This is a genomic window from Alkalibacterium gilvum (genome assembly GCF_900109085.1).
In the GTDB taxonomy this organism is placed as follows: domain Bacteria; phylum Bacillota; class Bacilli; order Lactobacillales; family Carnobacteriaceae_A; genus Alkalibacterium; species Alkalibacterium gilvum.
In genome coordinates this window covers 1-25486 of sequence record NZ_FNYW01000031.1, presented here as the reverse complement: position 1 = coordinate 25486, position 25486 = coordinate 1, and the positions used below count along the sequence as shown (strand labels likewise).

Annotated in this window: 25 protein-coding genes; 10 read left to right on the top strand and 15 right to left on the bottom strand. The window is 38.2% G+C overall.

Translation table 11 applies throughout. The features are described from left to right. Positions 1 to 232: 232 nt before the first annotated feature. Together BMX83_RS07945 and BMX83_RS07940 are read right to left on the bottom strand one after the other, a co-directional pair. A complete protein-coding gene (locus tag BMX83_RS07945; RefSeq protein WP_091635718.1) occupies positions 233 to 1111 on the bottom strand; it encodes a coiled-coil domain-containing protein in 879 nt (292 codons plus the stop codon). A gap of 141 nt (positions 1112 to 1252) precedes the next feature. Continuing rightward, on the bottom strand, positions 1253 to 2149 hold the full coding sequence (locus BMX83_RS07940; protein ID WP_091635715.1) for a glycine betaine ABC transporter substrate-binding protein: 897 nt from the start codon (positions 2147 to 2149) through the stop codon (positions 1253 to 1255). A gap of 236 nt (positions 2150 to 2385) precedes the next feature. Between BMX83_RS07940 and BMX83_RS07935 the strand changes: the two genes are divergently transcribed. After that, a complete protein-coding gene (locus BMX83_RS07935; protein ID WP_143059506.1) occupies positions 2386 to 3057 on the top strand; it encodes an ABC transporter permease in 672 nt (223 codons plus the stop codon). A 120-nt stretch (positions 3058 to 3177) separates the two neighbouring features. Here BMX83_RS07935 and pulA read toward each other — a convergent pair whose 3' ends face one another. From pulA to BMX83_RS07915, 4 genes are all read right to left on the bottom strand, one after another. Continuing rightward, entirely contained in the window at positions 3178 to 5163 is a 1986-nt protein-coding gene (pulA, locus tag BMX83_RS07930) for a type I pullulanase (RefSeq protein WP_091635710.1), read from the bottom strand. A 176-nt stretch (positions 5164 to 5339) separates the two neighbouring features. Beyond that, entirely contained in the window at positions 5340 to 6005 is a 666-nt protein-coding gene (locus BMX83_RS07925) for a metal-dependent transcriptional regulator (protein WP_091635707.1), read from the bottom strand. 186 nt (positions 6006 to 6191) lie between these two features. After that, entirely contained in the window at positions 6192 to 8249 is a 2058-nt protein-coding gene (gene ppk1 / locus BMX83_RS07920; protein WP_091635704.1) for a polyphosphate kinase 1, read from the bottom strand. 2 nt (positions 8250 to 8251) lie between these two features. Then, complete coding sequence (locus BMX83_RS07915) at positions 8252 to 9817, bottom strand: Ppx/GppA family phosphatase (protein WP_177170544.1); 1566 nt, start codon at positions 9815 to 9817, stop codon at positions 8252 to 8254. 322 nt (positions 9818 to 10139) lie between these two features. Here BMX83_RS07915 and BMX83_RS07910 point away from each other — a divergent pair, with 322 nt between their 5' ends. The 3 genes from BMX83_RS07910 (at position 10140) to BMX83_RS07900 (ending at position 13046) form a co-directional block, all read left to right on the top strand. Then, positions 10140 to 11267: a 3D domain-containing protein gene (locus BMX83_RS07910; protein ID WP_091635699.1), complete on the top strand. Its 1128-nt coding sequence runs from the start codon at positions 10140 to 10142 to the stop codon at positions 11265 to 11267. Positions 11268 to 11482: 215 nt separating this feature from the next. Continuing rightward, positions 11483 to 12268 (top strand): AAC(3) family N-acetyltransferase, encoded by a 786-nt coding sequence (locus BMX83_RS07905; RefSeq protein ID WP_091635696.1) that lies wholly within the window; start codon positions 11483 to 11485, stop codon positions 12266 to 12268. A gap of 28 nt (positions 12269 to 12296) precedes the next feature. Next, a complete protein-coding gene (locus BMX83_RS07900; RefSeq protein ID WP_091635720.1) occupies positions 12297 to 13046 on the top strand; it encodes an alpha/beta fold hydrolase in 750 nt (249 codons plus the stop codon). A 564-nt stretch (positions 13047 to 13610) separates the two neighbouring features. Here the strand turns inward: BMX83_RS07900 and BMX83_RS07895 are convergent. From BMX83_RS07895 to BMX83_RS07870, 6 genes are all read right to left on the bottom strand, one after another. Beyond that, the gene (locus BMX83_RS07895; RefSeq protein WP_091635693.1) at positions 13611 to 14012 is read right to left on the bottom strand and encodes a DUF4430 domain-containing protein; all 402 of its coding nucleotides are present in this window, start codon (positions 14010 to 14012) and stop codon (positions 13611 to 13613) included. 30 nt (positions 14013 to 14042) lie between these two features. After that, complete coding sequence (locus BMX83_RS07890) at positions 14043 to 14597, bottom strand: ECF transporter S component (protein ID WP_091635690.1); 555 nt, start codon at positions 14595 to 14597, stop codon at positions 14043 to 14045. Positions 14598 to 14630: 33 nt separating this feature from the next. Next, positions 14631 to 15989 (bottom strand): glycyl radical enzyme family protein, encoded by a 1359-nt coding sequence (locus BMX83_RS07885; protein WP_091635688.1) that lies wholly within the window; start codon positions 15987 to 15989, stop codon positions 14631 to 14633. 242 nt (positions 15990 to 16231) lie between these two features. Beyond that, positions 16232 to 16636 (bottom strand): hypothetical protein, encoded by a 405-nt coding sequence (locus BMX83_RS07880; protein ID WP_177170543.1) that lies wholly within the window; start codon positions 16634 to 16636, stop codon positions 16232 to 16234. Positions 16637 to 17031: 395 nt separating this feature from the next. Further along, positions 17032 to 17463, bottom strand: coding sequence for a hypothetical protein (locus tag BMX83_RS07875; protein ID WP_091635683.1), 432 nt, complete (start codon positions 17461 to 17463; stop codon positions 17032 to 17034). A 392-nt stretch (positions 17464 to 17855) separates the two neighbouring features. Beyond that, the gene (locus tag BMX83_RS07870; protein WP_091635680.1) at positions 17856 to 18935 is read right to left on the bottom strand and encodes an IS30 family transposase; all 1080 of its coding nucleotides are present in this window, start codon (positions 18933 to 18935) and stop codon (positions 17856 to 17858) included. Between the two features lie 290 nt (positions 18936 to 19225). On the opposite strand from BMX83_RS07870, the gene BMX83_RS07865 reads away from it, so the two are divergent. The 3 genes from BMX83_RS07865 to BMX83_RS07855 are packed head-to-tail and all read left to right on the top strand — an operon-like array spanning position 19226 to position 21858. Next, the gene (locus tag BMX83_RS07865; RefSeq protein WP_091635677.1) at positions 19226 to 19483 is read left to right on the top strand and encodes a hypothetical protein; all 258 of its coding nucleotides are present in this window, start codon (positions 19226 to 19228) and stop codon (positions 19481 to 19483) included. 18 nt (positions 19484 to 19501) lie between these two features. Then, positions 19502 to 21286, top strand: a complete 1785-nt coding sequence (gene uvrC, locus BMX83_RS07860) for an excinuclease ABC subunit UvrC (RefSeq protein ID WP_091635674.1) — start codon at positions 19502 to 19504, stop codon at positions 21284 to 21286. Positions 21287 to 21300: 14 nt separating this feature from the next. Next, positions 21301 to 21858, top strand: a complete 558-nt coding sequence (locus BMX83_RS07855) for a GNAT family N-acetyltransferase (RefSeq protein WP_091635672.1) — start codon at positions 21301 to 21303, stop codon at positions 21856 to 21858. A gap of 82 nt (positions 21859 to 21940) precedes the next feature. Here the strand turns inward: BMX83_RS07855 and BMX83_RS07850 are convergent, their stop codons facing one another. The 3 genes from BMX83_RS07850 to thiD all read right to left on the bottom strand — a co-directional run bounded on the left by BMX83_RS07850 (position 21941) and on the right by thiD (position 23677). Continuing rightward, positions 21941 to 22507, bottom strand: coding sequence for an LURP-one-related/scramblase family protein (locus BMX83_RS07850; protein ID WP_091635669.1), 567 nt, complete (start codon positions 22505 to 22507; stop codon positions 21941 to 21943). A gap of 119 nt (positions 22508 to 22626) precedes the next feature. Next, positions 22627 to 22794 carry a YvrJ family protein gene (locus tag BMX83_RS07845; protein WP_091635667.1) on the bottom strand — a complete coding sequence of 56 codons (168 nt, stop codon included), beginning with the start codon at positions 22792 to 22794 and terminating at the stop codon, positions 22627 to 22629. Between the two features lie 58 nt (positions 22795 to 22852). Further along, the gene (thiD, locus tag BMX83_RS07840) at positions 22853 to 23677 is read right to left on the bottom strand and encodes a bifunctional hydroxymethylpyrimidine kinase/phosphomethylpyrimidine kinase (protein WP_091635664.1); all 825 of its coding nucleotides are present in this window, start codon (positions 23675 to 23677) and stop codon (positions 22853 to 22855) included. A 282-nt stretch (positions 23678 to 23959) separates the two neighbouring features. Between thiD and BMX83_RS07835 the strand changes: the two genes are divergently transcribed. From BMX83_RS07835 to BMX83_RS07825, 3 genes are all read left to right on the top strand, one after another. After that, complete coding sequence (locus tag BMX83_RS07835) at positions 23960 to 24613, top strand: NUDIX hydrolase (RefSeq protein ID WP_091635662.1); 654 nt, start codon at positions 23960 to 23962, stop codon at positions 24611 to 24613. Continuing rightward, the gene (locus BMX83_RS07830) at positions 24594 to 25133 is read left to right on the top strand and encodes an acyl-CoA thioesterase (protein WP_091635659.1); all 540 of its coding nucleotides are present in this window, start codon (positions 24594 to 24596) and stop codon (positions 25131 to 25133) included. Before BMX83_RS07835 ends, BMX83_RS07830 begins: the two co-directional genes overlap by 20 nt. 75 nt (positions 25134 to 25208) lie before the next feature. After that, positions 25209 to 25486, top strand: a 278-nt coding sequence (locus BMX83_RS07825; protein WP_143059505.1) for a transposase, incomplete at its 3' end; no start/stop codon positions are given.

Here is a 25486-nt window from a genome sequence, read left to right as displayed (position 1 = left end):
TAAAAACATGTGGAATGAACCGAAGATGTCCAAGTTCGACGCATTCTTATAACTTTAATCCTATGAATGTCCGAACATGACCAGACTTCGGACAACGACAGCATAAAAATATGTGGAATGAACCGAAGATGTCCAAGTTCGACACTTTGGGAAAAAATTAGGATATGCATTAGGATTACGATAATAAAAAGCGATTAGACAAGAGGCTTATCGAGTCCAATCGCTTTTTCTATTAATAATATAATTGTAATTCGCTTAGTTGCGCTCCGAGTGCGTCATAACGTTCCTGTAACTGTTTTTGAATAAGACTGACTTCTGCATAAACTGAATCAAGATTACTGATATTTCGTTTTACAGTATCTTTTGTACTCCAATCAGAAAAAACATTATCAAAAAAGATATCAAAGACTCTTCTCATCTGTCCAAGGCTTTCATAATCTAAGACGCCATGTAAATCGACATCTTTTAATTCTTTCTTGTAACGCTCAAGTAAACCCTCCAGATAAAATAAATTCTCTTCTGCTTTATCAATTTTATCGTACTTCAACATATCAATAAGAAAACTATCACTAAATAAATCCCAAGTTGCTAAAGAGTCAGCAGAATCAAGACTTTCAAGTGTCATGTTTAAACTATTTAAAACACTTACTCCGACATCTAAAGCCTCGTTAATTTCTCTCATTTCAGCTTCAATCGAAAGACGTTGTTCTTCTTTTTCTGAAAGAATCTCTTTGAACTCTGGATCTGTTTTGCTGAGCTTTTCTTTCAAAGTATCTAATTCATTTTTGAGATCACTTATTTCTTCTTCAATACGACTGAGATCCTCACGAGAGGATAAAAACACAGCCGAAGCCTTGTCTAGCTGAAGTTTTGCTTGAATCTGTTCTTGCCTTTCTTCGTAAAGTTTTTTATCATGTGTTCCAATCAAAGTGCGTAAAAAGGTAGTAAAAGATTGCCCTTCTAACTTCTCTACATCTGCGGTTTCTTTTTGAAAAATCGCTTTGACCTCGTTATAATAAAGTTCGTTCTCTTGGAATTGTTTTTTTGCAGATTGTCTCTTCTTCATAAGACGTTCTAGCTTAATACGTAATGTTTCATATGTATGGTTCATATAAGTAAACCTCCTGTGATTATTTCATTAAGTATAGCATAGAGAACTATTTTAAATAAAATATTACAAAATTTGACTTAATATTGTAGAATAGAAAAAAGGTTCAGGGACAGTCCCTGAACCTTTTACTCATTCAAAAGATTATTCTGCTGGTTTTAAATCAGCTATGGAGTCGATGTCCATATATTCTGGCACGACTACACCGATAACTGTACCTTCCATATTTGGTCCCATGTCAACGATATCATCACCATATTCTTCAAGATAAGCACCTTGAGTTGTTGGTAGCCATGGAGCGGCAGTGACATCAACTTCCCCCTGAGCAAGTGCTTGGAAGAGGATGGACGGATCAACAGTATTTACTGTTACATCAAAGCCGTGATCGCTTAAGACTTGAGATAGAACAGCTGAAGAAGCGCGCTCTGAATCCCATGGGTACGATCCAAGTTCGAGTTCTTGCCCGTCACCTTCATCTATACCTTCAGTCCAACTATCTACCATGTCTTGATTTTCTTCGACCCAATTACTTGCGGCTTCATCAAAATCCATGTCTTGAGCAGCTAACATGATACCTTGCATATCTTCAACTTCCCAAGAAAAATTGTCCATTATAGCATAAGCTTCAGGCATGTCAGATTCGAAGCCTTCACGAGCCATTGTATGTACAAATTCAGGTTCCCCATAAACACCTTCAGGATCCTCAAGGAATTTCAGATCATACTGCTCAAACATGTAATGAGGTGTCCAGCCTGTTATAACTAAAGGCTCTTCATTATCTATGGCAGAATCGAGCTGACCCATCATGCCTGCTGTGGAACTTGTTTCGAGTTCCCAGCCGTCCAGATTGTCATACTCTTCTAGCGCACGTTCTGTTGTAGCTGTAATACCTGCCCCAGGTTCAATTCCTGTAATGGTGTAATTTAATTTTTCACCTAGCTTTTCATCTCCGCTGTCCGCAGAATCATCGCTACCACACGCTGCAAGTAATAATGATGCTGAAGCAAGTGAAACAAGTTTTATTGATTTTGTCATTTTCATAAAATATCCTCCTATAATTTTTTTATATCATGATTGTTATACATACTTTCATGAAATTTTTCTGAAACATTTCACGTATATTATTATGCTATCACAAATATTACATAAGTGAAAATTTTAGACATTCCTGGTATGTGTAAAGTTATTGTCGGAAATTTATTCTAGAAATAATTAACGCTCATTCTATTTGGCTCTTTCTCAATCGTTTCCTTTTCACTGTTTTTGCACTGATAGGCGTGACAAGTCCGTTAAGTGCGAAATTTTTACCGGAACTATTAAGTCGCTTAACAGATGAGAATATTACAATCATTATAGAGGACCCTACTTATGTCGATTCCTGGCTTCAGTTTTTTTCGAATGTTAATCAGATTGGATTAGTGGTTTTACTACTAGTTTTCAGCCCAATTATGTCTAAAGAGTATGAGAAAGGAACGTTGGTGCACATGGTGACGAAAGGGCTCCCCCGGCTTTCTATTTACATGGGCAAACTCATTTTACTATTTTCAAGTTGGACACTACTCTACTGGTTAAGTGCTCTTATTACACTTATTTATACTAACTATTATTTCCCAAAAAGTTCACTGGAAGGCGTGTTAATAGCTACGGGGAGTATGTATCTCTTCGGTTTGATGTTAATGGCTTTATTACTTTCGGTAGCAGTTATCCTGAGAACCTCTTTTGGTACATTGCTGACTGTTGGAGCGTTTGTCGGACTTTTATATCTTGGAGAGCTGTTTCCATTGATTCAAAAATGGAGCCCTTTGCAATTAAATTCGCGCAATGTAGAGTGGTTGGCAGGAAAAGAGATAGGCCGAGAGCTCATCCAGAGCTTTGCTGTGACAGGACTATTAATACTATTATTTATTGGTATAGGTGCAGTATTCTTTAGAAGAAAAACAATCAATTAAGTAAGAAGCGGATCCCTTTTTTATCAGGCATCCACTTCTTTTATCTTTACTTTTTTAATTACTTGAGAGTTTCTGAATTATTTTTTTAAACAAGATTGGCACACGAAAAACTTTTAAAAACTAAGCTGTGAGTATGAGTACCTCTCTTGGGTTAATGATAACATGACGTCCAGACAAAGTTCCTAAAGACGATAGTCCAGCTGAATGCCTAGAAGCTCTTATATCCCATCTATCAGGAAGTGGATAACTACTTTTCAGTTCAACTTCTTCTGGATGGAGTGTGGTGTTGATGATAACAGCCATCATTTTAAAGTCACCTGTAGGCAAAGTGTTCGGTATTGTATAAGCTAGTACATTGTCCTTAGTTTTTGAAAAAGTAATTGCTTCACTCGTTTTATTTGATGCATCACGTAAGGGAGGGTAAGCTTTTCTGAGACTAATCATCCCTTTGTAGAATTCCAAAAGATCTTTATTTTCATTTACCAGTGTCCAGTCAAGTTGATTAACAGAAATCGATGAACGGTAACTGTTTTCATCTCCAAATTTTGTTCTGCCAAATTCTTCACCGGCTTGTAAAAAGATACCGCCTAATGAGGTGAATAAAAGGGCTGCGCTTAATTTATTTAATTGAATAGCGTGCTCGTCGCGTCTGTAATCTAACTCATTATTCATCGAGTTTATTAATTTATCATAAAGTGTTAAATTATCATGAGCTGAGGCGTAGGTGATAACTTGGCCAGGTGTTCTAGCCCAAGCTTTTTCGTCAGAAAGTTTAAAATCGCCCATATCTGTTTGCGTATTGGCTAAAATACTGGCAGCCAGATCGTTAGTAGAATAGGCGCTAGTGTCGTTGCCATTCGCCCCTTGAAGAAAGCCACCTGCTTTTTCGTCAAAGACGGGTCCTTTGATTGCATCTCGGAACTCATCATTGAACAATGCGATCCCATCAACTAAATCTGCGACATGATATTTATCAGCAGGTTTATTTGGTTCATAAATAGCCACACTGCCAGCATTCCAAGGTTCTCCATAGATAAGCACATCTGAATGTCCATGAGCATCGAGTGCTTGGCGTAGTTTATTCATCGTGTCAACATCATGCAGACCCATCAAATCAAAACGAAAGCCATCGATATGATATTCCTCTGCCCAATAAAGAACGGCATCGATAATATATTTACGCATCATTTGTCGTTCGCTAGCTGTTTCATTCCCGCAGCCGGAACCATTGGCAAAATCACCTTTATCATCTTGTCGGTAATAGTAATCAGGAACAGTTCGTTGGAACCAAGAGGACTCAGATAAGTAGGTATGATTAAATACAACATCTAAAATAACTCCGATACCATGCTGATGCAAAGAGGTCACCATTGATTTAAATTCCTTGATACGTTTCTTTGGATCACTAGGGTCGCTAGAATACTTCCCTTCAGGAACCATGAAGTTTTTAGGGTCATATCCCCAATTATAAGCCGAAGATGTTTCGTCATTTTCAAAATCAAAAGCTGGTAATAGGTGAACATAATTAATCCCCAGATCCTCAAGGTAAGAAAGGCCTGTTAGTTGGTCTGGATGATTATTTAGTGCAACATTTTCCTCAGTAAAAGCGAGGTATTTACCTCTGTTCGCCTCGGAAAAATTAGCCTCAAAATGACTAGAAAAGTCTTCTATGTGTGTTTCCCATATAATAGCATCGGTGATGGAAGACACACCTTTATAGGTGTCTTGACTCCAATTGTTAGGATTTGTTTCATTGAAATCAATGATGGCGGAACGGTCTCCATTTAAACCGACAGCCTTTGAATAAATGTCAGCGGACTCAACTTCCTTTTCATGATGCAAGAAACTATAGGTATAATAATAGCCAGCAAGATTCTTATCTATACTAATGGACCAACAATTGTTTTTTAAAGACATTTCATATTTGCATTCAGGCTTCTTTGCGCTAGCTGTTTTATATATATTTAGAAATACTTTCTTGGCTAGAGGAGACCATACGTTGAAAAGTGAATGGTCCAAGGAATACGTGAGTCCTAAATCATTGCCAGTATATTTATGATCTTCCAAGTAAGGAATACGTTCTTCAATTGATTTCTTTGGCGTCATGGTTAGGGTCCTTTCTTTCTTTATTTGCTTGTGTCTTATCAGTATACCATGTGTTTCAACATTCAAGAAAAAAAGAAAAGCTCTCCATTAGCCTGGATTTTTTCAAATGAAAGAATCAGGTTAGTGGAGAGCTTTGATGGCACTTTTATATTAATATCTATACGATAAATAACTCTTTATGGTTTAGTGTGAGGAATATAATCAACTAGTATTTTATATGCTGCTTTATTGCCAATGATTATATCTTCATTATTAGAAGATTTCAATGTAAGGGCACCTTCGAAAGAATCAATGGCGGTGAGAGTGTAGCTATGATTTAATTGGATTCCCTTTTCACGAAGGTAATTAAGAAAAGACTTGTCATCATCGACTTCCATAATTTTAAATTGCTCACCAATAACAATATCAGCTAGAGGAAACTTGGATGTTTCTGGAAGGGACCCATCATTGTTGGGAATAACACCACCGTGCGGATCAAATGTAGGCTCGTCCAAAAAGTCATTTAAACGCTCGATCAGCATATCAGACGACACATGTTCAAGTAAATCGGCATCAGCATGGACTTCGTTCCAGTCATAACCCAATTTTTCTGATAAAAAAACTTCCCATATACGATGCTTTCTTATAAGTTTGTTAGCAATACGTTTGCCACTGGGCGTGAGTTGAACCCCACGGTAAGGAGCGTGACTGATTAAGCCCTCTTTTAGTAAGCGCATATTCATCTCTGTAACGGAAGCAGCTGAGATGGATAAGGTCTGGGATAATTCTTTATTAGAGACAATCGATTCATCTCCACCCAGTTCATAAATTGCCTTTATAAAATTTTCTTTATTTGGAGTCATATATGTCCGCCCTTTTTATTCTATCTATTAAAGTTTTACCACAGTATTAGAACACTTGTCAAAGATATATAAAGAATTCATTTAGTACAGAAAAAGTTAGTCAATACCTGGGTGCTCTTTTTTCTAATGGTTTAGTTTTCAAATCAATCCAGTCATAGCATTCATAAAAATGCAATGTATACCTTGTTATAACTGCATTAACTCTTTTTGAGCGTGGACAGGTTTATCTCCACCAGGTTTTAATTTAGTGTAAAGCCCCTTATTATTTAAAGTCCAAGCTTTGACGTTATCGTAAAGGTATAGCGTTAAAATAGAAATAATATGATTTTTTAAGCTTGTATCCAAAACGGGAAAAGCAATTTCTACACGTTTGATCATATTCCGAGTCATCATATCCGCAGAAGAAAGATACAAATTTTCTGAACCATTGTGATAGAAATAATAGACCCGGTTGTGTTCTAGAAAACGACCAATAACGCTTCTGACCGTTATATTTTCACTGATACCTGGAATTCCCGGGATGAGACAACAAATACCTCGGACAATAAGTTCGATTTTAACCCCCGCTTGGCTGGCTTCGTAGAGTTTTACAAGCATTTTTTTATCGGTTAAGGAATTCATTTTAGCAATGATATGCCCATTTTGAAATTGTTTATGCAAACTAATTTCCTTTTCAATATTTTCAATAAAGGCATCCCGAATATCGAAAGGGGAGACATGAAGGTAGTGATAAGCGGGTTGCTCATTATAGCCGCTTAAATAATTAAAGAAGTCAAAGACATCCTGGGTAATTTTTTTATTTGCGGTCACAATTCCCATGTCTGTATAAAGTGTAGCAGTTTTTTCATTGTAATTCCCTGTGCCAAGATGTGCATATCGCGCAAATCCTGATGGCTCCTTTTTGATAACGAGGGTAGCTTTGGTATGGGTTTTTAAGCCTTTAACACCATATAAAATATGAGCGCCTGCTTCTTCAAGTTTTTTTGCCCAATGAACATTATTAGCCTCATCAAAACGTGCTTTCAATTCTACCAGCACCGTAACTTGAATGCCTTTTTTTGCTGCTCGCTCGAGTGCTTGTACTAATGGCGAATGGTGACTGACACGATACAAGGTCTGTTTGATTGCAATCGTTTGTTCATCACTAACCGCTTGCTCAATGAACTGAATAATCGGCTGAAAGGAATCAAAAGGATGATAAAAGAACATATCCTGGTGTTTTACTAAGTCATAAATTGATTTTCTATGATACAGATTTGGATAAAAAGGTGTGAAAGACTTAAACGATAGATTTAAATCAGCAGAATCCAAAGTATCTACTACATCATGTAAAAAAGTGAGATCAAGCGGACCCTTTAAAAAATAAATATCTCTTTGTTTGACGGTTAGTTCTTTTTTTAAATACGCAATATCCTGTTCAATGGATTTATTCATTTGATGCTCTTCTATTTCAAGTCTGACGGCACGTCCATTTTTTCTTTTTTCAAGATAATCCTCGATTCTTGAAAGTAAATCCTCCGCGCCTTCTTCTTGTATTTCTATGTCTGCATTTCTCGTTACTCTAAAAGCGAATGAGTGAATAAGTTGATACCCATGAAATAAATCAGACAAAAAAGACTGAACAATATCCTCAGAAAATAATAATAGACGTTTATCTGCTTTTTTTATCGAAAAAATACGCTTTAATCGTTTGGGAATAGGAACGATAGCGCTGTATGTTGAATCAGTTTTTCTAAGGCGAACGAATAAATGTAACACACCATCAGACACATGTGGAAAAGGGCGATAAGCATCAATCCCATAGGGAGTAATGGCTGGTGCGATATCAGATGTAAACAGGCGTTTCGCATGCGCCTTGTCACAATCTGATAAGTTGGTTACTTTGGTAAAAGCGATAGCGTGTTCCTTTAATTCCTTTTTCTTTGTTTCAAAGAGAGTATACTGCCGCTTTACTTGTTTTTGATTTTTTTTAGTTATTTCTTGGAGTTGTTTTTTAGGCAGCCATTGCTTTTTGGTATCTGCTTCATCTACACCCATTACTTGTTGATCTTGTAAGCCGGCAACACGCACTTTATAAAATTCATCTAGATTTGAGCTGCCTATGGCTAAAAATTTCAATTGTTCAAAGAGCGGGTTAGTCTTATCATCAGCTTCTTCAATGACACGGGCATTGAAATCTAGCCATGATAACTCTCTATTTTGAAAGTAATCTGGATTATCCAGTAAATCATCGTGCACCTGCATGTCTACACCTCCGATTGGTCGGCTGTCTCTTCAGCTTGATTAAATGTAATATCAAGTGATTTACCAAGAACGCGTTCAATATGATTTTTATGTTTATTCGCTCTGTACTCTTCAGCAATTGCTTGACCACTATAGGTAACAACTAATTCATAATGACCATCATCAGTATCTAAGAGTTTCATGTCTTTGACGACGTTTACTTGAGAGTCACTTAACGCTTCAGAAAATTTAATGATACTCCCCATATATAACAGTAAATCCAACGTATCTTTTTCATACCAATCCTTGACATACTTTGTATATTGCTTGAATAAAGAACGGTTTTTATAACTAGCTAATAGAGCAAGTTGGACACGCTCTTTGTGATTGAAACCGTGAAGATTAGTATTTGAGATGATATAAAAGGTATGTTGGGATTTTGAATCGTCTTCAATATAACTTCCCAGATAATAAAGTGTAGCACCATAATGAAGAAGAGATAAATCAGTGTCTAAGACGTCTAAAATGCCCTTATCCTTAATCAATTTAATCAGCTGATCAGCCAGAATGATACGCTGGTGTGCACTGATTGGCCGGATGTCATATTGCTTGAATAGACGTTGTACAGTCTGTCTTTTCATACCAAATAAATCGTAAGCTTCTTCATCTTCTTCATTCATACGTTCAATTATTATGCCTTCTCGTAGGCCACGATTACTGATAGCAAAGGATTTTGAATCAATCACGTCGAGTAATTCAGTAAACACAATACCAGCGGGGATAATAATATCTCGCCGGTCTTCGCTTAAACCATCTAGGCTAGATAATTCTTTCATTGAACTTTCCTCAAATAATTTAAATGTATCATTAAGATTTTTTTTAGACATATAGTATTCGTGGATGCCAGCAATCGGATAATCTGTTTGCCGTTGAAATACTTCAGCATAATTTCGTGCAGAGCCACCAATACCGACCAGAACGACACCGAGATCCGAAAGCCAATCTAATGACTTAAGCTGCTTTTTGACCCATTTACGTGCTTTTTTTATTGCTTTTTTATCGTTATGACTTAATCCATCAAAAAAATCTTTCTGTAAAGAAACTGTCCCAAAAGGGAAACTGTGTACGTGTTTAACCTTTTTGTTTTCAAAATAAGTAATTTCTGTACTTCCACCACCAATATCGATGCTGATACCATCAACGACATCCATTGTGTACCGAACAGCATAATTTCCGTAATAGGCTTCTTTTTTTTCTGGAAGAACAGTAAGATCCAAGCCCACTTCTTCCTTAACACGTGCCAGAATACTTTCTTTGTTTGTAGATTGCCTAATTGCAGCAGTTGCGATGGCAATTAAATCCACTATATTATAGCTTTTAGCTATGTCAGTAAAACTTTTTAAAACCGTTATTAATTTTTTTATACCGTCTTCGGCCATTTTTTCATTGTCATTCATATATTGTGCGAGCCGAGCGGGGGTTTTTATATTCTGTAATTCAGTAAAGCCATGGTCATCATCTTTCTCAAAGACAACTAAACGTATCGTATTTGAGCCGACATCTAATAAACCTATCCGTTCTCTAGACATAATAGCCACTCCCATATAAGTTTCGTGTTGTTATTTAAATAAATCACCCGTAATTTAAGCATACTATTATTAAGGGCATAAAGTCTAAAAAGACCTATGTATTACAATTATATTACAGAAAGACAGAAAGCGCTATCATTACCTGTTTTGTTACTTTAAATAAGTCTTTCTTGTGATACTTTGTGCTTTAACTTCAATATATTGTAATAAAATGTAAGATAATCGTCATGTACATTATGGATTTTGTCGGTATAATTACGAAGCATTGAACACAGGAAACATATATTAAAGCTTCAATTTAGAAGGGATTGTCCAATACACTATGAACAAAAAATTACTGGGTTTGGCCATTATTGGTTTAACATTCTTACAGATAAATTACACTCAGCCAGTCTCAGCTGATTCACTAAATGAGATAAAAGTTCAGCAAGATAGAACAGAACAAGAGATTCAAACACTTCAAGAAGATGTAAATGCTACTGTCGAAGAAGCTAACACAATAAACGAAACATTGGGTGCGTTGAACGAATCGATTGATGAAAAAGAAAATGACATTAAAAAGACTGAAACAAATATTTCAGAACAAGAAGAAGTTGTTTCAGAAAGAATGGATCAAGCAAGAGAACGATTAAAGTCTCTGCAAGTTAATGAAACATCACAAAATGTGGTGCTCGCGCTATTAAAGTCAGAGAGTATAGCGGACATGTTCAATCGTATCGTAGTCATTTCGCGTCTTACTGATGCAAGCAATGAACAAATCGAGATAGCTGAGGAAGAAGTACAAAAATTAGCTGATTTAAAAGAAGAGCTCGTAAACTCACGTCAAGACTTAGAAAAAGAGCAGGACGAAGCATTGGCTCAAAAAAATGAATTGGATCATAAAGTTGCTTCATTGCAAGAAATGATTCAAGAAAATCAAGTGCAATTAAGTGCTCTTTCAAAAAAGGAATCTGAAGAAAATGCACGTATAAAAAAAGAGAATGAGGAAGTCTCCATATCTTCATCTTCAACATCAAATGCTTCTGAAACAAAACAAGAGAGTACAACTAATCAACAAAGCACTAAAAAGCAAGAGTCTAAAAAACAGTCAACTAAACAGCCGAATAAGTCATCATCTACAGTTAAAGAAACAACTAAAAAAGAATCGAAACCAGCACAAACAACAGGACGCACCCTACGCGTTCAAGCAACAGGTTACTCTACACAGCAACCAGGGTTGAGTACCCATACACGAATGGGTATCGATTTACGTGTCAACCCAAGAGTGATTGCTGTAGATCCATCAGTCATTCCATTGGGTTCTATGGTGGAAGTCGAAGGTAAAGGCGTTTATATTGCTGGAGATACTGGCGGTGCAATCAATGGAAACATTATTGACATTCACTTCAGCACAGTAGCTGAAGCATTGCAATGGGGTAGACGTAATATAACCGTTCGTATTTTAGATTAAATAAATAAGCCGTAAAAAAACACTAGTGAAGAAATCTGAAAAGATTTTTTGCTGGTGTTTTTTAATGACTAGCCATAAGATTCTTTTAAAGGCGACAATCCTATAGCAGCGAAAAAAGGCGTTTTTTAAAATAACGGCACGGATGCTTCAGTTGCATTTTATTTAGCTATCCTGTTTACTTAAGAATATAGTAAAACAATAAATGAGGGATACTTATGCACACAAAAACATCACTAATGGATGATCTAAAGCAACTTAATATTAAGAAGCAAGGAACACTGCTTGTCCATTCTTCTTATAAAAGTATCGGAGATGTAAAAGGCGGTCCGGCGACTGTACTGGATAGCTTGAGCAGATATATGAAAGAGGGATTACTTGTATTGCCTACTCACACATGGGACTATATTAATAAAGATAATGCTGTGTTTCATGTTTTAGAGTCACCATCAAATGTGGGGATGTTGACTGAAAAATTCAGAAAGCGTAAAGGGGTCTATCGTTCAGAACATCCAACACATTCTGTAGCTGCTTTGGGTCAGGATGCCAAATATTTTACTGAAAATGAGTACAGACATGAAACACCTTGTGCTAGAGCGTCTGTCTGGGGAAAACTTCTGGATAGAAAGGCCCAAATATTACTGATTGGCGTAGACTTAACTAAAAATACATTTATGCACGGGATAGAAGAATGGGTAAACACGCCTGGGAGAATTACAGACACCTATACTGATTTGTATAGTATTTTATATTCTGGGGAAAAAGTTCATGTGCCATCCAGACGCCATTGTGGCTCATCATCATCTGAGCATTACTGGAAAGTCGAAGACCTCTTACTTGAAGAAGGCGCGATGAGAAAGGGAACCTTTGGAGATGCTAGTGTGCGTATCTTGGATGCAGAAAAAACGGCTCTACTTCTTTCTGAACTCCTGGTAATAAATCCGGCGTTATTTTCTACAAATGAACCACTCACTGATACCTGGCGTTATTATTTTCATGATTGAAACCAAGAAGGAGATTAAAATTAAGCCAATGAAATTAACTATACGGAAACGCTCATTAGGCACGATACCTTTATTAGAAGTCGTTGAAGAGAAAAAGCGCAACGATATATTGCCACTGATTATTTTCTATCATGGTTGGCAGTCATCAAAGGAACTTGTATTGACCCAGGGACGGTATCTGGCAGAAGCTGGTTTTCGTGTGTTACTTCCAGATGCTTTTAATCATGGTGAAAGGAAACAGCCTATCATAAAAATTCCGTCACTGACTTTTTGGCAAAGTATTCATACTAATCTATTTGAATTTGGTTTCATCGTTAATCATTTCAAAAAATTGGGAGTCGTAGATGATCGTATAGCTGTCGGGGGTGTGTCAATGGGTGGGATTACTACGTGCGCGTTACTTACACATCATCCTGAGATAAAAGTTGCGGCTTGTGTTATGGGATCCCCGCAACTCACCAATTATCGTCAACGCATAATGGATCATGCGACAAAACTGGATCGCTTTTTCCCACAGGATTATGAATTCTTATTGAATTGGGTACCTGATTATGATTTATCTCGGCACCCTGAAACTCTTGGAGATAGGCCGCTGTTATTTTGGCACGGTATACACGATGTGGTCGTACCCTATAATCACGTAAAAGAGTTTGTCAAAGATAATTCTGACAGAAATCTGACTTTTATAAAGGAAGATGAAGAACATCTCGTCAAAGTACCTACGATGAAACAAATTACGGCTTTCTTTGTTAAAGAGATGCTGGATACCAATGAATAGGAAGGGCTAATATGAAAAAAGAGAGCCGGCTCTCTTTTCCTTAGTTCATTTATTGTTCGTCGTGCGGTAGACATTTATTTTGACGAGTTTTTATTAGAAAAGTGCGTACTCAGCAGGTATGTGTCGCTGAGCATGACATTTTGAAAGGAAAATTGCGCACTTAGTAGGTAGTTGTCGCTGAGTATGACATTTCGAAAGGAAAAGTGCGTACTCAGCAGGTATGTGTGGCTGAGCATGACATTTCGAAAAGGAAAGTGCGCACTCAGCTGGTATGTGGTGCTGAGCACGACATTTCAAAGAGGAAAGTGTCCACTCAGTTGGTAGTCGTCTCTGAGCACGACATTTCGAAAAGAAAAGTGCGCACTCAGCTGGTATGTGTCGCTGAGTACGACATTTCGAAAAGGAAAGTGTCCACTCAGCTGGTCGACGGCGTTGAGTATGACATTTCAATCAAAAAAAGGTCAACTCAACCCCAGATCGGTCTACGAGTTGATACTAACTTTATCGAAAGACAAAAAGGAAGGCTACTCTTACTAAAAAGAGTGAGCCTTCCTTTTTTACGCTCTAGAATGTTTTCAACAACCACACAACATCATCACCGTTTTCAGGAACGAAATCTTCTGTAGATACTTCTACTATTTCCTCATTAGCTTCGAACACCCAGTACAGACCGTCATCTTTACTTTGCTCGTAGCCGTCTATTGCTAGGACGAACCCTTCATCTGAAACATCCATTTCATAATTATCCTTCATGATTTCCATTAGCGTTGTGTCGTTCATAACTTCAAAAGAGTCCGTTGAAATTTCTTCTTCTTGATTATAAAGAGTGATAGAGACTTCTTTCATATCAGGGGGTAAAGCTAAATCTGCGGAGTCGTTTGATAACGTACCATTAATCCATAAACCCGCGGCAACAAGGATAACACCAACAACAATAGTGATGAGTATTTTTTGTTTCTTTTGCATGAAAATCTTCTCCTTTTATAAGTGAATTTCTTAATTCGTGCTTTGACTATTTTTATCTGCCCGATGAAATATGCGCATTACTATAGGATATAGTAAAACAAAGAATACGACGTTACCAACGGCATGCATAATATCATAAGGAAGCCCGGATAGATAATAAGGAATAAAAATATTCCATCCAAAAAAAGGAGCCTGTACTAGGGAAATAACTAGTCCATAGGCTATTCCTAAAAAAGCTAAAAAAAAGGACATGATCCATATAGGTATCGACTCATAAGTATCCTCCAGCAAATAGGTCAAGCCAATCAGTACAGAATAAGCGGCGATTTGAGCGAAAGTCCAGGGGCCCATTCCTAAATAAATATTTGTAAGTAGCACAGATAAAAGCGAGACCGCCAGTCCGCTCTTCCATCCGTAATACAAAGTGATACAGACAAGTAAAACAGTCATGGGTTGAACATTGGGAAGAAAAGAAAAGCTCAACCTTCCCACTGAGACAAGGGCGGTCAAAAGTGCCGTACGTGTCAGTACATAAGTACGGCCACTTTTATATGTTCCCTGTTTATCCGATGAGGAAGTGGTCACTTTTCATTCTCCTTTCAGTTAGATTTCAATAGTTTATCTGATTGGGCAGACGCCTGACGAGCAGGCTTCCATCGTCTCGAGATCTGCTTCTGTCTCGCTGTGTTCAAATTGATGTAAAAGTCCGGCATCAAAAGGTTTCATAGTAGATTTCGATGTTTCGTATTCTTCTTTTGTGCACGCTTCATAGGGAGCAAGCGTATAAGTGCCGCCGTCATGACTCAAGAAAGAAACACCGACAAAGTCGTTCCAGCCATCCCAGACGCGTTGTTCTGCTTGAGCCCATTCACCTGGTTTTACATCGATAGTATTTGAAGCGTTGTGTTCGACGTAATTTCTCTGGAAGCGGAAGTAGGTATCGAACTGTTCATCAACCGTTGTGTCTTCCTTCGTTCGTTTTGCGCCACTTGCAACAGGGAAGTCGATAACCACCGTTCTTGCATCAGCGATAACTTCATCTTTTGCGAGTTCGTTTTGATCATAGACATTATTTGTGCCGATCTCGGCATGGATTTTCCATCCCAGTTCTTTTGCTACTTTAACAAGCGGATCCGTGGCATTAATACGCACACGTCGAATGTAATACGGACTGTGACTCATGTGTACGCCAGGCGAGACGCCGCCCGCAACTTGAGACAAGGTGCCTTCCGGTTTAACCGTTGTCGCTAGCAATGGAGCATTGACGCGTAATTCTTTTGCATAGTCATCCGCTGCTTTTCTGGAAGCGTCGCGCAGCATGTTCATCCACTCGATTTCTTCTTCCTCAGTCGCTTTGACAAGCGCCAGGGCATCTTTCCAACCAGTAACAGATGTCCCGATCAAGCGGTCCCGCTGCTGGATTTCATCCCACGAATCGATTTCTAAAGGAGTTAAGGTCATACGCAACCCGATGCGCGCAGAGAGCTCCTGTGCACGTTTCAACCCATCTAAATCGAGACTGTGAGTTCCATCTTCTTGTTGCTGAACAAAAGCCTTGACATTGATAGTCGTCAGATTACAAACGCCTTTGGAATCCAGGATGATTTCGCCACAAGGGTTAACGCCTTCTGCATTAGGGCGACGGCGACGCGCTTCTTCCATATTAAAGAAACCAGGCTCTCCTTCCAGCTGCATCATTTCAAAGACTAGATGTAAAAAGTCACGATCCGGTTTTTTCTCGAAGGCAATGGAGTTGTTGCTCATGCGACGGTGATCCAGTCCTTCGCGGCGATCTCCGATATTTTTAAGGTTATCGAACCAGCGCGGCTTGATACCTGATTTTTCTAAAAGATTACCGATTTTTTTGTGTTGTTCAAGCTGTTCTTCTGTCCAGATACCATTCATGCCGTATTTGGCAAACATGGATTCATAATCATCTGCATCGAACAGGAATATTTCAGCGGTTCTTCTAACCATAATTTTATTAGCTTTATGTTGCCATAAAGATTAGACTATCTCTTCAATAAAGGCGTTACCCTTTAAAGCTCCCCGTTTCCACCATAAAGGTGTACTCTACTCACTTCTTCACTCGTGCCCCCAAGGCAGGAGTTACGCTTTCGATAGTCGTTACAGGTTCCTTGCCTAAACAAAGCTTCCCTCGGGATCGTCCATTCAGGAGTTCCCCCGATAAAGAGGAGTGTTTTTTTATGTTGGAGGCATTAGAAGATTCGTTTACCACCAACAACGACATTTGCTCCGATCAGATTACCGATATCCAGTATATGTACTGGACGAACGGAACCGTAGCCCTTGTCGTCTGTTTCGATTGGATCTAAATAAGGATCCACTTTATTTTTCAGTACATTATCGATGCCCGCGAACATTTCTTGTAAAGGAGCAGGACCAGAGGCTGTTCCACCGAATGTTTTCAGTCGTTCGCCTTCAGGACGGACACTGTTGTAGCTGATTTTGATTGTATGAATGTCTTCGTTTTCTACTTTAGTCAAAAGATTCAGATATTCGGCTAAGGATTCTACCCAGCCTTCCTTTGAATCACCAACATATATTTTAGCATAGCCGTTCTCCATTTTAACAACTTTTGTATTCTCGAGTCTTTTTTCCACAGGAACAGGCTTATATTCAGAATGCAAAAGAGTGGTATTTGTACGAATGTCAGTTAAATTACGCAGTGTTTTCTTCGTTGCTTTGAATCCTACGCCAGTCAAGCGTAAACTTGGACTATATCTTACTTATAAGTGTTATGTTATAAGTCCTTGCGCTTGGCGCAACGGTTTTCACGTTCGCGCTACTCTACTCAGTTCTCATAAGGTGTCCTCACGACAGCGTATGATCTTTTCGATAGTCTCTACACCTTCTATAAATCAGCTGATTGTCAAAAAATCAGTCCGAATATAGCTTGGCACGATATTAGCTTTAATGCTTTCATCGTTAGCACATGTTCTCGTATACATGCACACCCTGTTAGTACAGGTTCACAAGGTTTAACGTCGGCACCGGGCTATATTACCTTACCGACCATCAGTAGATAGAAGAGTTCTGCTAAGTCTTCCCATCTTTCGATTGATAAAAAAGAACAATTGAAATTTCCTAAGGCAAAATCTTTGTTTACCTTTTCGTTGGCGTTGCCCAGCCATAAGGTTCTTCCTGATGGAAATTGCTTGGTCTGATAAATGTTCTCAAAAAGTTCTCTGGCTTCTTTGCGCATCGTTTTTAAATGAACAGAATAACCGATTTTTTTCAAATGTTTATATTCCAATGCCATATTATATTCGATCGCGCGTTTGACTGATTCGTGCCAATATTCTCTTCGGCCTTTATCCTCGAGCCAGCGTGAATAGGTTCGACTGTATACAAATTCTCCAAGTTCGTTTAGTGGATGGTCATTTGTAGCTACGTAGTTTTCTACGTAGGAAGCAGGTAAAAATTCCATTTATATAACTTCCTCTCTTAATACTGATTACACAATATATAGTATCAGATTAAAAATAGACACACAACATATACAATATAATTACATTTTCCTTACAAATGAGAATCGCTATTGACTTCGCTTCGTGCCAAAGAGAATCAGCTATAATTTAATTGAAAATAACGAGACCTTTTTTTATTGGTATAAAGTAAAGCTATAAACTAATCCAAAATTTCAAGTTTAAGTTAGCCACTTATCAAAATTAAATTTCATGTGATATTTGACGGTTATTATCTGGGTAGTGAGGGATTGATAATGAGCTGAGACATGATAGTCTTTTGACAAGCTGGCTTCAGCCAGCTCTACAGCTTTAAAGTCATGTCGAAGGAGGCTCGTTGTCAAGCCCTCACGGGTTAAACCACTTGTTTTTCTAATCGTAAGGCATTGACGAAACACTCGTGAGGTGTTTTATAATCCAATATTTTTCTGGGATAATCGTTCATCCATTGTTGTATACGTAAGCATTGTGATTCTAAGACGTGAACCATCGGCTTTCCTTTCGGAATGAAGCGACGAATAAATTTATGCTGATTCTCACTTGTTCCTCGCTCAAATGATGCATAAGGATGGCTAAAATAAACATCTAGGGTATCCTTTAACGCTTCATGTAGACCTGCAAATTCAGAGCCGTTATCTGAAGTAATCGTCTTAAACATAGTAGAAAAGTCATCTCCAGCGCGTTCTTGAAGAGAATAAATGGCTTCGTTTACAGAATGTCGATCTTTACCGTTTACCTTCATAATAACTTCAAAGCGGGTTTGTCGTTCAACTAATGTCAGGAGTACGGCATCGGTCTTCTCCTTATTACCAACGACTGTGTCGATTTCCCAGTGACCAAAAGTTTCACGGCCATCAATTTCTTTAGGCCGTTTGTCTATCGATTGCCCGAGAATACGTTTATTTGGACGTTTCTTCAGAGAGGACGCTTTCGGTTTACGAGAGAGCTTTTCTAAAAGATCAAGATTTGTTGTTCGCATGATTCCTTTATCTATCCAATTGTAAAGTGTTGTTGTACTAGGAATAATGGCACGATCAAACAACTCATGCTCTAACGCAAAACCAGTCACAACATCAGGGGACCATTTATCAAGCAACATCTTATCATCGGCCCATTCTATAAAGGTATCTGTATCCGCCCATTTTGGCCGTCGGCCACAGTTTAAACGATGTCTGTCATAAGCTGCTTGTCCAGCATCAGCGTCATAATCTTTAGTATAGTAATCATAGATCTTTCCTTTTTGCTTTTGGCGCTTAAGTTGTGTGACCGTTCCGCGCTTCACCTCATTATTGATTGTTTGTGGAACACGTTCCAAAACACTGGCAATACGACGATTGGAATAGTTTTCTTGCTTCAAAATAGCGATTTGAGACCGCTCTGAATAAGATAAGTGTTTTCCTTTACGTGCTGATGTGGTATGGTTAGAGTGCGTCATGTGAATTCATCCTGTCTATTGAGAGTTAGTGGTAACTTCAATATAACATGAAATTCACATGGCGTTTTTTATATGTTAGCCAGGTGGCTAACTTCATTATAAAATCCAGCGCTATAAACTAATTTTTCCTCTTCTATGATAAATAAAATAAGAGGGAAGAAGATAGTGAATGATTGAAGCGGTGAGCCAAATGTAGCTGCCGAGTGGACATGTTTTGGTATACTGACAAAGGTGCCTATTTTTGGTAAAATGATAAGGACTAAAACAAGGACAGACTGAAGGTGAGAAACATGGACGATTTGATGATAGAGTTTTATAAAAGTAAAGATGAGCAAGAGTTTATTGAAAGATGGGAAAAAAAGAACGGTTCTTTAAATGAGGAACAAATGGATGAATTGTATGCAGGTATTGCAGAGGCAATTGACGCAGCAATCAAGTCAGATCAACATAAATTAGGGGAGACCTTTGTTTATGAAGGTGTGCCAGTTGGACGGTCTGATTTCAATACATTTTATTCTTTATATATTTTTGAAGCACCTAGAGACTAAGACAAAGGAGGTGTTTTTTTGTCTAACGAACTGATTGAAAACAAATTAAAGTTACTTCCCAGCTTGCCTGGCTGTTATATTATGAAAAATAAAAATAATGACATCATCTATATAGGGAAAGCAAAAAACCTTAAAAACCGTGTCCGGTCATATTTTCGAGGGGGTCACGAAGGGAAAACCAAGCGACTGGTCGAAGATATTGTTGACTACGAGACGATTGTGACAGGTTCTGACAAAGAAGCCCTGCTTTTGGAAGTAACACTGATACAAAAGCACCAACCCAAGTATAATATTCGCTTGAAACGTGGGACAAGTTATCCATATTTAAAAATAACAAATGAGCGGAATCCCAAACTGGTCATCACGTCAGAAGTAGAAAAAGATGGAGCAAATTATTTTGGTCCTTATCCAGACGTTTGGGCTGCTTCTGAAACCAAGCAACTGATACAAAAAATATACCCTCTGCGTAAATGCAATGGCTATCAAAAACGCGCATGTTTATATTATCATATCGGTCAGTGCATCGGTCCTTGTGACCATGAGATACCTGTAGAAGAATATGATGAGCAGATTAAACGGATCAAATCCTTTTTGAACGGAAATGTCTCAGATATTAAAAAAGATTTGAAGCAAAAAATGCAGGAAGCAGCTGAAGAGATGAACTATGAGCGGGCTGCTGAATTTCGTGATCAGGTTTCATATATTGAACGGACTGTTGAAAAACAGTCAATTATATCCAATAATTATACATCTAGAGACTTCTTCAATTATTATATGGATAAGGGTTGGATTTCCATTCAGGTCTTTTTTGTTAGGCAGGCAACGCTCATCAAAAGAGAAGCAACGATGTTCCCCGTTATTGATACGCCGGAAGAAGAACTGATTGGCTTTATTCTCCAATATTATGAGGATATAAATAATCAAAAACCAAAAGAAGTCTATGTCCCGCAAACAGTAGACACTGAACTCCTCCAAGAAACACTTGAGACCCAAGTGATAGTTCCTAAAAGAGGACGTAAAAAGGAACTGCTAGATTTGACAGGTAAAAACAGTGAGATTTCTTTGAAGCAGAAATTTCGTTTAATAGAAATGAAAGAGCAGAAAACGACAGGAGCTATTGAACAATTGTCAGAAGTGATGGGCCTTCCTTATATTAAGCAAATTGAATCCTTTGACCATTCAAATATTCAAGGAACTAATCCGGTATCGGCAATGGTATCCTTTAAAGATGGCATGCCAGATAAAAATAATTATCGGAAATATAAAATTCGAACCGTTGTAGGTAGTAATGAGTTTGCGACCACCCAAGAAGTAATCCGGCGACGTTATTCCCGCCTTTTGAAGGAAAAGAAACCAATGCCTGATTTGATCTTGATGGATGGTGGTAAAGTCCAAGTCAATGCTGCGAAAGATGTCTTGGAAAATGAATTTGGTCTATCTATCCCTGTAGCTGGGATGGTCAAAGATAAAAAACACCGCACAGCCGGTTTGATTTTTGGGAATGAGCTAGAGCCCGTTGTTTTAGATCCCAGGAGTCAGGCTTTTCATTTAGTCCAGCGTATACAGGAAGAAGTCCACCGCTTTGCCATCACATTCCACAGAAATGTACGTGGAAAAAATAGTTTTACCAGTAAGCTTGATGATGTAGAAGGTGTTGGACCAAAAACACGGACAAAAGTGTTGCGACATTTTAAATCGATGAAGCGACTAAAAGAAGCAGATGTAGAGGAAATAGCAGCCCTGGGTATTCCCGTGAAAGTAGCTGAACGTATAAAAGATACTGTGCAACAGAATAATAATTAAAAAAGGCGATGTAAATGATTAGAGACGCACGAAAAGAAGATGCAGAAGAAATTGTTGAGCTGTTTAAAATCGTACTGGTTGATATGGAACTTCCAATCATGGAGATAGTATCATGGGAAAAGTTGAAGCCAGTCCTTGTAGAAGCAGCAAAAGAAGAAAAGTATCAGATTAGTTACAAAAATGCGGTAGTCAAAGAAAGTGAAGGAAAGATTATAGGTTTTTTCTATGGCTATAAAGGGGGCACCGCCTCACAATCTTATGAGCCAATTGAGGCACTGTTCAAAAAATATGATTTACCCCCCTTTGATGCAGACGGAGAAGAGAGTTTTGAGGGCGAATGGTATCTCGACACACTGGTTACAAAAAAGGCCTACAGAGGCAAAGGAATCGGGAAAGAACTACTAGAAGCCGCTTTTGATAAAGCTAGAGCGAGTGGTATGGCTTTAATAGGTCTTGATGTAGACCAAGTAAATCCGCGTGCTAAAGCGTTGTATGAACGTATGGGATTTGAAAAGATGGATGAGGTTGTTTTATCGAACCATAATTACGATCACATGCAGAGAAAAGTATAAAAAAACTCTCATGATTTATACAGATGCTTTGTACAATCTGACTTAAATCGTGAGAGTCTTTATTTTTTTAGGTATAGACTGATTAATAAAATTTTCGCTTGAGTTTCATCCATATTGGATGCATGAACCCAAGGCTGTACGTTTGTTGCTGCCATCTTTTTCGCATGGGTTTTTTGCTTTGGGCGTAATGATCAAGTAAGATGGCTAAACCGCAAGCAACAGGAATATACTCTTCACTATCAAAGTCGACAATGTACAATTCTCCCATATAAGAAACATGCTTAATGATAGTTCCGATAGTTTTGTTGAAATGTTTGATAGTAAAGTGTTTTTTAATAAAATCACCAGTAATTACCCAGTTGAGACCAGTGAAGGTAAAGAAGGGATTCTTAATTCCTTGGATACCCGGACGCTTTTTCAGTGTTCCCATTTTTTTTGCATCAATGTAAAAGTAGAACTTTGGAAAAAAGGACAAGGTCGCTTGTCTGATGTCTAATAATCGGGAGCCATCTATTGAAAAGACAGATAATTTATCAGCAAACCGTCCCCACCGTCCAACAATTAAAAATAGCTCCTGGCCAGTTGAATCAGAGACAATCAGTCTGTCTTGTTTTGACATGAGTTCTTTTTTTATAAATAAACGGACCATTTCTATTCACCTCTAGTGCGTTTATTTTTATCATATATCTCATTATAACACGCATGTAAACCTTTACGAAAGAATAAAAAAAGAGCAGTCGATTGAAGACTGCTCTTTCAAAGTGGCAATCACTTGTTGTTGTGAGACATGACGGTCGTCAAATCCTTCAAGGCAACGACAATCGCATCCACTTTACTTTCCATTCGATGCAGTAAAAAAAGCGAAATGAAAATAGGAAAACCAACATTCGCTATCATATCTAAAGCAGTAGTGAAAAGAGTTATCTGCGTATCCATTGTCAACCTCCTCTCTAACTATAATAACGAGAGAAAGAGAGGAAGTGTTACCTGATAATTAGATGGATGTTTGTTTGCTTAAGCGGTAACCACTATGGAAAACAGTACCAACGTATTGATTGTACTGGAACCCGGCTTCAATAGCTTTCGTCACAAATTCTTTCGCTTTGCTTATAGCTTCGACAGGTTCAAGCCCCTGAGCAATACCAGCAGTGATTGCTGCTGCGAACGTACAACCAGCCCCATGATTATTCGCGTTTGGAATTTTTTTAGAAGTTAAAACAGTGTAGTCATCGCCATCATACACGAGATCGATTGCGTCATCTCCGGGAAGAGCTTTCCCGCCTTTAACAACAACAATTTTCGCGCCTTTTTCATGAATGATTTTCGCTGCTTTTTTCATATCATCCAAGTCTGTAAGGAGGCCTAACTCAGCTAATTGTCCAGCTTCAAATAAATTGGGTGTGACAACGGTAGCTATAGGAATGAGACGGTTCTTGATGGCATCAACATTTTCTGGATTCAAGACTTCATCCTCACCCTTACAGACCATTACCGGGTCAACGACTAAGGGCGTTTCTGGATGTTGCTTCATTTTATCAGCAATGACAGTAACGACATCTGCGTTAGGTAGCATCCCAGTTTTAGCTGCGCCTATATGAGGACCGGCAAAAGCTGTAATTAGCTGGTCTTTGACTACTTGCGCATTCATAGCAGTTACGCCGTGACTCCAATTATTCACAGGGTCCATCGTAGCGATTGTTGTTAGTGCAGCGATGCCATATGTGCCATATTCTGCAAAAGTTTTTAAATCAGCAGCAATTCCTGCGCCGCCACTCGCATCATTTCCAGCAATAGTTAGTGTTAAATTTGGTTTTGTCATAATATAGCCTCCATGGTTTGTTAATAAACAATAAATGTTTGATATAAGGAAGAAGTGGTATTCTATCTTCACCACACAATTATAAGGGTTATAGACAAAAACTGCAAAACTTTCAAGGCCATATAAAAAATGAGTAAAGCAACAGTCTTTCAGAAGTCATCGGCAAGGTAAAAGTAGATAATTTGATTTCTGGGATGGGTATACTTTTTTATGAAAGTGTGATGTAATTAAAACCGTAAAGGGATGTATCAATTAAATTTGAGTCGTAGGCAGGTGAGTGAAATGATAGAAGAGATTAAACGAATGATAGAGGATCATAAAGCAGAGCCTATCACAACACAAAGAAAGTATGCCGTCCTTCTTCCACTGGTAAAGATAAATGGAATCATCCATATACTATTTGAAGTGAGGAGCCAAAGTATATCTCAACCAGGTGAGACGTCTTTTCCTGGAGGTGCACTTGAAGAGGGCGAAACCTTCAAGGAGGCAGCAATTAGAGAAACAGAAGAAGAGCTTCTGATAGATAGAAAAGATATAAGGATTATAGGTGAGATGGATTATATCGTTAAAAAAGAACATATTATCAAGTGTTTTGTCGGTTGGCTTTCTGAGATTGATGTAACAAAGTTGAAACCAAATGAAGAGGTGGAGGACGTTTTTACGATTCCCCTCCAGTATTTCTTGAAGACTGAACCGGTCTACCATACTATTCAATTTGAAATGAAACAACAGGCTGACTTGCCAGTGAAAAAGATGGCAGACGGTAAAAGGTATAAGAGACAACACATCAATCAGCAGATTCCCTTTTACACCTTATCTGATCATTATCTTTGGGGATACACCGCTCATCTAACGCACCGATTCAGCGAATTGATAAAGAGAGAAACGAATGAAACTAATCATAAGGGTGACAAAAATGACAAACAAAAAAAGTAAAGCGTTAACCTGTAATGCGACGAGAGTTGTTCAAACACATCGTATCTTACCGCCAGACTTAAATGATCATCAAACCTTGTTCGGCGGCAAGTTAATGAGTTTAATTGATGACACAGCCTCTATTTCTGTCTCTCGATTTGCTCGAACAAATGATGTTATTACAGCATCAATGGATGAGCTTCACTTTATACATCCCATAGAGCAAGGACATTCAGTCTGTGTTGAATCCTATGTATCTGGCGCAGGGAGAACATCGGTGGAAGTTTTTGTTAAAGTACTTGGAGAAAATTTATTGACAGGGGAACGTTACATAGCTGCAACGAGCTTTATTACGTTCGTGGTACCTGGCATGCATCCAGAGCAGTCACTGCCAGATATTGCTCCGGAAAATAATGAAGAGAAAATGATTTGTGGTGAATATAAATCTCGACGAAAAAGACGTCTAACCGATCGGAAGGCGAATGAAAAATTAGTCGAAGCTATTACACTTTTACCACCTTGGTTTAAAAATGAAGGCTAATAGAAAAAAGACCACTTAATGTGAGCCGACCCCCAAAAGTTAGACCTAAAAATTCTAACTTTTGGGGGTATTTTTATGGCTAAATATAGCTATGAGTTAAAAATGAAAATCGTTCAAGATTATTTAAATCAAAGAGGAGGATATTTATTCCTTGCCAACAAATATGGGATATCCAGTAAAACAACTATTCAAAAATGGGTAGCTAGTTATAAAGCAATGGGAAAAGAAAGTTTGAAACGCAGTCGTCAAATTAAGAGTTATTCTGTTCAATTCAAGAGAGATGCGGTAGAGTTATACTTAACTACAGAAGTGTCCTATCAAGATCTCGCTATCGCACTTGACGTGAACAATCC

Bases quoted from the DNA above. Each gene is read 5' to 3' on its own strand.
- BMX83_RS07830 (WP_091635659.1), top strand. From the start codon at position 24,594: ATGACAAACAAAAAAAGTAAAGCGTTAACCTGTAATGCGACGAGAGTT.
- BMX83_RS07925 (WP_091635707.1), bottom strand. From the start codon at position 6,005: ATGACTCCAAATAAAGAAAATTTTATAAAGGCAATTTATGAACTGGGT.
- BMX83_RS07855 (WP_091635672.1), top strand. From the start codon at position 21,301: ATGATTAGAGACGCACGAAAAGAAGATGCAGAAGAAATTGTTGAGCTG.
- BMX83_RS07885 (WP_091635688.1), bottom strand. From the start codon at position 15,989: ATGGTTAGAAGAACCGCTGAAATATTCCTGTTCGATGCAGATGATTAT.
- BMX83_RS07870 (WP_091635680.1), bottom strand. From the start codon at position 18,935: ATGACGCACTCTAACCATACCACATCAGCACGTAAAGGAAAACACTTA.
- pulA (WP_091635710.1), bottom strand. From the start codon at position 5,163: ATGACGCCAAAGAAATCAATTGAAGAACGTATTCCTTACTTGGAAGAT.
- BMX83_RS07945 (WP_091635718.1), bottom strand. From the start codon at position 1,111: ATGAACCATACATATGAAACATTACGTATTAAGCTAGAACGTCTTATG.
- BMX83_RS07875 (WP_091635683.1), bottom strand. From the start codon at position 17,463: ATGGAATTTTTACCTGCTTCCTACGTAGAAAACTACGTAGCTACAAAT.
- BMX83_RS07845 (WP_091635667.1), bottom strand. From the start codon at position 22,794: ATGGATACGCAGATAACTCTTTTCACTACTGCTTTAGATATGATAGCG.
- BMX83_RS07835 (WP_091635662.1), top strand. From the start codon at position 23,960: ATGATAGAAGAGATTAAACGAATGATAGAGGATCATAAAGCAGAGCCT.
- BMX83_RS07940 (WP_091635715.1), bottom strand. From the start codon at position 2,149: ATGAAAATGACAAAATCAATAAAACTTGTTTCACTTGCTTCAGCATCA.
- BMX83_RS07915 (WP_177170544.1), bottom strand. From the start codon at position 9,817: ATGTCTAGAGAACGGATAGGTTTATTAGATGTCGGCTCAAATACGATA.
- BMX83_RS07905 (WP_091635696.1), top strand. From the start codon at position 11,483: ATGCACACAAAAACATCACTAATGGATGATCTAAAGCAACTTAATATT.
- BMX83_RS07850 (WP_091635669.1), bottom strand. From the start codon at position 22,507: ATGGTCCGTTTATTTATAAAAAAAGAACTCATGTCAAAACAAGACAGA.
- BMX83_RS07910 (WP_091635699.1), top strand. From the start codon at position 10,140: ATGAACAAAAAATTACTGGGTTTGGCCATTATTGGTTTAACATTCTTA.
- BMX83_RS07895 (WP_091635693.1), bottom strand. From the start codon at position 14,012: ATGCAAAAGAAACAAAAAATACTCATCACTATTGTTGTTGGTGTTATC.
- thiD (WP_091635664.1), bottom strand. From the start codon at position 23,677: ATGACAAAACCAAATTTAACACTAACTATTGCTGGAAATGATGCGAGT.
- ppk1 (WP_091635704.1), bottom strand. From the start codon at position 8,249: ATGCAGGTGCACGATGATTTACTGGATAATCCAGATTACTTTCAAAAT.
- BMX83_RS07900 (WP_091635720.1), top strand. From the start codon at position 12,297: ATGAAATTAACTATACGGAAACGCTCATTAGGCACGATACCTTTATTA.
- BMX83_RS07865 (WP_091635677.1), top strand. From the start codon at position 19,226: ATGGACGATTTGATGATAGAGTTTTATAAAAGTAAAGATGAGCAAGAG.